6 protein-coding genes and 1 pseudogene are annotated in these 7,555 nt (G+C 70.3%); 3 read left to right on the top strand and 4 right to left on the bottom strand.

Translation table 11 applies throughout. The features are described 5' to 3' along the window. The first annotated feature begins 87 nt into the window (after nt 1-87). Nucleotides 88-1,104, top strand: coding sequence for a TrkA family potassium uptake protein (locus JNW89_RS21480; protein ID WP_238450265.1), 1,017 nt, complete (start codon nt 88-90; stop codon nt 1,102-1,104). An 87-nt stretch (nt 1,105-1,191) separates the two neighbouring features. Here JNW89_RS21480 and JNW89_RS21475 read toward each other — a convergent pair whose 3' ends face one another. The 3 genes from JNW89_RS21475 to JNW89_RS21465 form a co-directional block, all read right to left on the bottom strand. Continuing rightward, nucleotides 1,192-2,226, bottom strand: a complete 1,035-nt coding sequence (locus tag JNW89_RS21475) for a 2-oxoacid:ferredoxin oxidoreductase subunit beta (protein WP_238450264.1) — start codon at nt 2,224-2,226, stop codon at nt 1,192-1,194. Beyond that, on the bottom strand, nt 2,219-4,066 hold the full coding sequence (locus tag JNW89_RS21470; protein WP_238450263.1) for a 2-oxoacid:acceptor oxidoreductase subunit alpha: 1,848 nt from the start codon (nt 4,064-4,066) through the stop codon (nt 2,219-2,221). The genes JNW89_RS21475 and JNW89_RS21470 overlap by 8 nt, the downstream gene beginning before the upstream one ends. A gap of 290 nt (nt 4,067-4,356) precedes the next feature. After that, the gene (locus JNW89_RS21465) at nt 4,357-5,259 is read right to left on the bottom strand and encodes a hypothetical protein (RefSeq protein WP_238450262.1); all 903 of its coding nucleotides are present in this window, start codon (nt 5,257-5,259) and stop codon (nt 4,357-4,359) included. A 340-nt stretch (nt 5,260-5,599) separates the two neighbouring features. Here JNW89_RS21465 and JNW89_RS21460 point away from each other — a divergent pair, with 340 nt between their 5' ends. Next, nucleotides 5,600-6,880 (top strand): IS701 family transposase, encoded by a 1,281-nt coding sequence (locus JNW89_RS21460; protein ID WP_238450189.1) that lies wholly within the window; start codon nt 5,600-5,602, stop codon nt 6,878-6,880. On the opposite strand, the pseudogene JNW89_RS21455 reads toward JNW89_RS21460, so the two are convergent. Further along, nucleotides 6,877-7,293 (bottom strand): annotated as a pseudogene (locus tag JNW89_RS21455) (transposase); the annotation flags it as partial. The gene JNW89_RS21460 and the pseudogene JNW89_RS21455 sit on opposite strands and share 4 nt — an antisense overlap. An 8-nt stretch (nt 7,294-7,301) precedes the next feature. Here JNW89_RS21455 and JNW89_RS21450 point away from each other — a divergent pair. Then, the coding region (locus tag JNW89_RS21450) for a transposase (protein WP_375155128.1) at nt 7,302-7,555 on the top strand (254 nt) is incomplete at its 3' end.

Genomic DNA, 7,555 nt, shown 5'->3' with positions numbered 1-7,555 from the left:
CGCCCGGTCGGCCACCCCGGCGTGCGGATGCCGGCCCAACCGCTATGTTGTGGGCGTGCAGGCGATCCGGGGGAAGCAGGACCGACGGTGATCCATTTCCCGGCGCAGCGGCGTGGCCCGCTGAGCGCGTTGAGCCTCCGGCTGGCCGCCGCCCTGGGCCTGGTGCTGCTGACCGTCGCGGTGGTCTTCCTCGACCGGAACGGCTACCGCGACGTCGACGAGAACGGGCTGACCCTGCTCGACTGCGCCTACTACGCGGTGGTCACCCTCTCCACGACCGGGTACGGCGACATCACCCCGTTCTCGCAGTCGGCCCGGCTGGTCAACGTCCTGTTCATCACCCCCGCCCGGGTGCTCTTCCTGATCATCCTGGTCGGTACCACCCTGGAAGTCCTGACCGAGCAGTACCGGACCGGCCGTCGGCTGGGGCGGTGGAGGAGAACCGTGAAGGACCACGTCATCATCTGCGGCTACGGCACCAAGGGCCGCAGCGCGGTCTCCGCCCTGCTCGAGAACGGCCTGGACAAGTCCCGGATCGTGGTGGTGGAGCGCAGCGGCACCGCGCTGCGGCAGGCGACCTCCGCCGGCCTGGTCGCCATCGAGGGCTCGGCCACCCGCTCGTCCGTGTTGGAGGAGGCGCACGTCCGCAACGCCAAGGCGGTGATCATCGCGACCGACAGCGACGACGCCTCGGTGCTGGTGGCGCTGACCGCGCGGCAGCTCACCGCCGGCCAGGTCCGGATCATCGCGGCGGTCCGCGAGGCGGAGAACGCCCCGCTGCTGCGGCAGAGCGGCGCGCACCACGTGATCGTCTCCTCGGCCACCGCCGGGCGGCTGCTGGGGCTCTCCACCTCGGCGCCGCCGCTGATCGACGTGGTGGAGGACCTGCTCACCCCCGGCCAGGGCATGGCGCTGGCGATGCGCTCCGCCGAGCGGCACGAGGTCGGCAAGTCGCCGCGCGAGCTGGAGTCCCTGGTCATCGCGCTGGTCCGCCGGGGCAAGGTGGTCACCCTCGCGGACAGGGCCGGCGCGGTGATCGAGACCGGCGACATGCTCGTCCACGTCCGCGACGACCGCCCCCAAACCACCGCCACCCACCCCTGACCCCCCGGGCCCACCGGACGCACTTACAGAGAAAGAGTGGCTATCCCGTCGGGAATAGCCACTCTTTCTCCGTAAAAGGTGCCTGCGTCAGAGGATGGTCCAGGTGTCGCCGGTGGCGAGGAGACCGGCGAGCTGCTGCTCGGGGGTCTCGGTGACCTTCGCCTTGGCGGCGGCCACCTGCTCCTGCACCACGCTGTCGTAGGACGGGCGGTCGACCGAGCGGAACACGCCGATCGGGGTGTTGCGCAGGTCGAGACCGGGCAGCCGGGACAGCGCGAAGGCGTACGCGGGGTCGTCGACTGTGGCGTCGTGCACCACGATCTCCTCGGCCGGGGTGGCCGCGGTCTCCCGGACCTCCAGCCCGAACCCGCCCGGCGGGTGGACGACGCAGAACTGCCCGTCCTTGCCGAACGTGATCGGCTGCCCGTGCTCCAGCCGGATCAGGTAGTCGTCCCGGGTGGCCGGCTCCTTGAGCTGGTCGAACGCGCCGTCGTTGAAGATGTTGCAGTTCTGGTAGATCTCCACGAACGCGGAACCCTGGTGCTGGGCGGCGGCCCGCAGCACCGACTGGAGGTGCTTGCGGTCCGAGTCGATGGTGCGGCCGACGAAGGTGGCCTCCGCGCCCAGCGCCAGCGACAGCGGGTTGAACGGGGCGTCCGCCGAGCCGACCGGGGTCGACTTGGTGATCTTGCCGACCTCGGAGGTCGGCGAGTACTGCCCCTTGGTCAGGCCGTAGATCCGGTTGTTGAACAGCAGGATCTTGAGGTTGACGTTGCGGCGCAGCGCGTGGATCAGGTGGTTGCCGCCGATCGACAGCGCGTCGCCGTCGCCGGTGACCACCCAGACCGACAGGTCCGGCCGGGACACCGACAGGCCGGTGGCGATCGCCGGGGCGCGGCCGTGGATCGAGTGCATCCCGTAGGTGTTCATGTAGTACGGGAAGCGCGAGGAGCAGCCGATCCCAGAGACGAAGACGGTGTTCTCCCGGGCGATGTTCAGCTCCGGCATGAACTGCTGGATGGCCGCCAGGATCGCGTAGTCACCGCAACCGGGGCACCAGCGCACCTCCTGGTCGGACTTGAAGTCCTTGGCGGTGAGCTTCAGGGCGACGGGCTCAGACATTCTTCAGGACCTCTTCCAGCGTCGTCTCCAGCTCGGCGGCGGTGAACGGCAGGCCGCGGACCTGGTTGTAGCCGATCGCGTCGACCAGGTACTTGGCCCGGATCACGTGGGCGAGCTGGCCGAGGTTCATCTCGGGGATGACCACCCGGTCGTAGGAGCGCAGCACCTCGCCGAGGTTGGCGGGCATCGGCGCCAGGTGGCGCAGGTGCGCCTGCGCGATCGACAGGCCGCGCTGGCGCAGGCCCCGGCAGGCCGCCCCGATCGGCCCGTACGTCGAGCCCCAGCCGAGCACCAGCACCCGGGCGTCGCCGTCCGGGTCCTCCACCTCGACGTCCGGCACCGGGATCGTCTCGATCCGGGCCGCCCGGGTCCGCACCATGAAGTCGTGGTTCGCCGGGTCGTACGAGATGTCACCGGTCTTGTCGGCCTTCTCCAGGCCGCCGATGCGGTGCTCCAGCCCCGGCGTACCCGGGATGGCCCACGGCCGGGCCAGGGTCTCCGGGTCGCGCAGGTAGGGCAGGAACGTGGTGCCGTCCTCGCCGTTGGGCTCGGTGGCGAACTCGACCCGCAGGTCGGGCAGGGACTCCACGTCGGGCAGCAGCCACGGCTCGGAGCCGTTGGCGACGTAGTTGTCGGACAGCAGGATCACCGGGGTGCGGTAGGTCAGCGCGATCCGGGCCGCCTCCAGCGCCGCGTGGAAGCAGTCGGAGGGCGACTTCGGCGCGATCACCGCGACCGGGGCCTCACCGTGCCGGCCGTGCAGCGCCATGTTCAGGTCGGCCTGCTCGGTCTTGGTGGGCATGCCGGTGGACGGGCCGGCCCGCTGCACGTCGACGATGACCAGCGGCAGCTCCAGCGCCACCGCGAGGGAGATCGTCTCGCTCTTGAGCGCCACGCCCGGGCCGCTGGTGGTGGTGACGCCGAGCGAGCCGCCGTACGAGGCGCCCAGCGCGGCGCCGACCGCGGCGATCTCGTCCTCGGCCTGCATGGTGACCACGCCGAACCGCTTGTGCTTGCTCAGCTCGTGCAGGATGTCCGACGCCGGGGTGATCGGGTACGCCCCGAGGAACACCGGCAGCCCGGAGCGGACGCCGGCGGCCACCAGGCCGAGCGAGAGCGCCGCGTTGCCGGTGATGTTCCGGTAGGTGCCCGGCAGCATCTTGGCCGGCTTCACCTCGTACCGCACGGAGAACGAGTCGGTGGTCTCGCCGAAGTTCCAGCCGGCCCGGAAGGCAGCCACGTTCGCGGCGACCAGTTCCGGGCGGGCGGCGAACTTGCGCTCCAGGAAGCGCAGCGTCGACTCGTACGGCCGGGAGTACATCCAGGAGAGCAGGCCCAGCGCGAACATGTTCTTGGCCCGCTCGGCGTCCTTCTTGGACACGTCGAGCTCGGCGAGCGCGCCGACCGTCATCGAGGTCAGCGCCACCGGGTGCACCACGTAGCCGGCGAGCGAGTCGTCGTCCAGCGGGCTGGCCTCGTAGCCCACCTTGGCCAGGTTGCGCCGGGTGAACTCGTCGGTGTTGACGATGATGTCCGCGCCGCGGGGCAGGTCGGCCAGGTTGGCCTTGAGCGCCGCCGGGTTCATCGCCACCAGCACGTTCGGCGCGTCGCCGGGGGTGAGGATGTCGTAGTCGGCGAAGTGCACCTGGAAGCTCGACACGCCGGGCAGCGTGCCGGCGGGCGCCCGGATCTCGGCCGGGAAGTTGGGCAACGTGGAGATGTCGTTGCCCAGCTGCGCCGTCTCGGAGGTGAACCGGTCGCCGGTCAACTGCATGCCGTCGCCGGAGTCACCGGCGAACCGGATGACCACCCGGTCCAGTTGACGGATCTGCTTGGTCACGCCTGCACCTCGCTTCGCTCAGCCCCGTCGCGCGGGCGGCTGAACCTGATGGTGACCCGGCCTTGCCCCGCCACGTGACCTCCTTGACGCGCCGCTGCGCCGATCCGCCCGTGGCTGGTCCGGCCCGCTGTCGTTTCTCACCCAGAGCCTACGTCGAGCCGTTAGGGCATCCTTGGTGGAGGTCCGACGAGTGGGAACGAATCCGAAGGTTGTTCGTCCGGTTCTGGGCCGTTTCGGGGGGACCGCCGTAATCGAGATCACCGCCGCCGACCCTTACCGGGCCGGTCGGTTCAGTCGGATGCCGGATTCGCCGACGGGTCCGGCACCGGCCCGCTCATCCGGCGCCGCAACGAGGTGGTGGCCAGCGCGAGCGCCAGCACCACCAGCAGCCCGGAGACGACGATCAGGGTGACCGCGATCCGCTGCGCCGAGCTCATCGCGCCCCCGTCGGAGGTCTGACCGGCCGCGGTGATCACGCCCTGCGAGCCGGTGGGGACCGGGGTCGCCGCCGGCGGGGTGGCCAGCGCCGCCGCCGCGGTGATCCGGAAGCTCATCTGCATCTGCCGGGTCCGCCCGGAGCGCGGGTCGAGTTGGGCGATCACCGCTCCGGCCAGCGGCGCCTCGCGCTGGGCCTGCGGGGTGGCGGCGACCGGCAGGCGCAGGGTGGTGGTACGGCCCGCCGCCACGGTCCCGGCGTCGCAGCGGGTACGCGTCGGCGAGACCACCGCGCAGCCGGGCGTGGAGAGCACGCTGACCCCGTCGGGCAGCACCACCTCGACCCGTCCCGCGGCGTCCACCCGGCCGGTGTTGCCCAGCCGGACGCCCAGTTCGGCGGGGCCGCCGCTGATGTCGAAGGCCACCTCATCGGCGTCGAGACTCATCCCGGGCACCGGCGGGCCGGGCGGGAAGAGGACCGCGAAGCCCTCGTTGTCCGCGGCGGTGGCCGTCCCCGCGCCGGACGCGGTGACCCGCACCGAGCCGCTGAGCGGCATCTTCCGCCACGCCTGGCCGTCGACCCGGACCCGGATCAGGCTGGTGAACTTCGCGCCCGGGGCGGCGGCCCACTCGCCGCACTGCCAGTTGCCGCCGCCCACCGCGGCGCAGCCCGGGGTGCCCGCGTCGGTCAGCCCGGCGGGCAGGGTGTAGGCGAGGTGGACCCGCCCGGCGAGCGTCCCGGTGTTGGTGACGGTCACCCGCAGGCGTGGGTGGGGTGCTCCGGGCGTTCCAGTAGGCGGGGGCCGAGCATGATGTACGGCGACGAGTCGGACTTCTGATGCACTAAGGGATCTTCAGCGATCGGGTGACAGTTGTTGACTTGACCCAGGCAAGGCCCTCGGACTGCTGCGCGAGATGTCTGACGTCTTAGTGCTCCAGCCGGGGTTGTTGACCTTGGCTGAGCTGCGGATCGATGCGGTGCGGGAATGAGGGCAGCCACCGTTGATCATGGACGGTTGTGTGGACTGACCATGAGGCAGCGGTGGCTGCCAGATACAGGGCAGACGCTAGCGGTGGCGGGTGTTGTTTGACGACCTGATGTTGACGGTCGGGCATCGTTTCCGCAGGCCGGAGCCGCGTCGCCAGGTGCGTGACTTCGTCCGGGGCTTGCTGGCGCCGTTACCGACGAAGAACTGCTGGACCATCGCGGAGCATGCCGGGGACGCCGGCCCGGACGGGATGCAGGACCTGCTGACCCGGGTGAAGTGGGACGACACCGCGGTCCGTGCCGACGTCCGCGCGTTCGTCGCCCGGCAGCTCGGTGAGGCTGACGCCGTGCTGGTCATCGACGAGACCGGTGACCTGAAGAAAGGACGGCACACCGTCGGCGTCCAGCGGCAGTACTCGGGCACGGCCGGGAAAGTCGAGAACTATCAGCTCGCCGTGCATCTCGTCTACGCCACCGAGGCTGCTCACGCGATGCTCGATACGGCCCTCTACCTGCCGAAGCCTTGGTGCGACGACCCCGAGCGGCGAGCCGAGACCGGCATCCTCGATACCGTGCGGTTGGCGACCAAGCCGCAACTGGCAGCCAGGATGATCGAGGCCGCGGTCACCGCCGGGCTGCCCTGCCGGTGGGCGGCCGGCGACGAGGCCTACGGCAACGATCCGCGCCTGGCCGCACGGCTACGTCAGCTGCGACTGGGCTACGTCCTGGCCGTGGCCCGCTCACATCAGGTGACCACCGGCCTCGGCACCTACCGCGTCGACGTCCTGGCCGCGAAGCTTCCCGCCACCGCGTGGCAGCGGGTGTCCGCCGGCCTGGGCGCGAAAGGCTACCGCTACTACGACTGGTCCTTCACCGCTCTGCCACACGCCGCCGACGGCCACGGCGGACACCACTGGCTGCTGATCCGCCGCAATCGCAGAACCGGCGAGCTGGCCTTTTACCGCTGCTGGTCACTCGAACCCGTCGCCTTGGGTGTCCTTGTCGCGGTCGCCGGCCGCCGCTGGAAGATCAAAGAATCGTTCCAAGCCGCGAAGACCGGACTCGGCCTCGACCAGCACCAACACCGCCGCTGGACCTCCTGGCACCGCTGGATCACCCTCGCGATCCTCGCCCACGCCTTCCTCGCCGCCGCGACCGCCGGCCACCGCCACCGCTACAACCCAGCCGATCTGATCCCGCTGACCGTCAACGAGCTACGCCACCTGTTCAACATCCTGATCATCGAACCCACCCGCCGCCGCACCGACCCGCTGCTCTGGTCCATCCGCCGACGCCGTCACCAAGCCCGACCCAAGACTAGCCACTACACCCGACAAGCCGGGACTGTGGGGGACTGTCTCGCTAACGGTGTTTTCGGCGATCTTGGTTAGTAGGTTTCAGCGGCCGGGAAGCGGTCGCTGAAGGTGATGGCGAAGGCGTTCAACGCGAGTTTCCAGCGCATCGTCCATCGGGTCCTGCCTGCTCCCGTGGGGTCCAGGGACCGGGTCACCAGGTACAGACACTTCAACGCGGCCTGCTCGTTGGGGAAGTGGCCGCGGGCCTTGACGGCCCGCCGGTAGCGGGCGTTGAGCGACTCGATCGCGTTGGTCGAGCAGATGACCGTGCGGATCTCCAGGTCGTAGTCGAGGAACGGGATGAACTTGGCCCGGGCGGCGGTGGCGTTGACCGCGGTGTAGATCGGCTTGATATCGCGCTTCAGCTCATCCCAGTACCTGCGCGACGTGAGGCGGAAGGTGTTGCGGATCAGATGGATCACGCACGTCTGCACCACCGTCTGCGGCCAGCCAGGGCATCGACGCGGCGAAGAAGATCAAGGGGCGCAAGCGGCACATCCCCACCGACACCCTCGGCCTGCTCCTGGCCGTGATCGTCACCGCCGGCGTCGGTGCAGGACTCCACCGCGGGCCGGCACCTGCTCGACACCGTTGCCGCCGATCACCCGGCCGGGCCAAGGCCTGGGTCGACGGCGGCTACAACAACGCGGTACGCGCGCATGGCGCCCGGCTCGGTATCGACGTCGAGGTGGTACCCCGCACCGCCGGGAA

It is taken from the genome of Micromonospora sp. 4G55, from assembly GCF_016803375.1.
The sequence above is the reverse complement of the archived record's forward strand: the minus strand, read 5'-3'. Positions and strand labels throughout refer to the sequence as shown.

Excerpts from the sequence above, each read along its gene's own strand:
- JNW89_RS21475 (WP_238450264.1), bottom strand. The coding sequence starts at position 2,226 with ATGTCTGAGCCCGTCGCCCTGAAGCTCACCGCCAAGGACTTCAAGTCC.
- JNW89_RS21460 (WP_238450189.1), top strand. The coding sequence starts at position 5,600 with ATGTTGACGGTCGGGCATCGTTTCCGCAGGCCGGAGCCGCGTCGCCAG.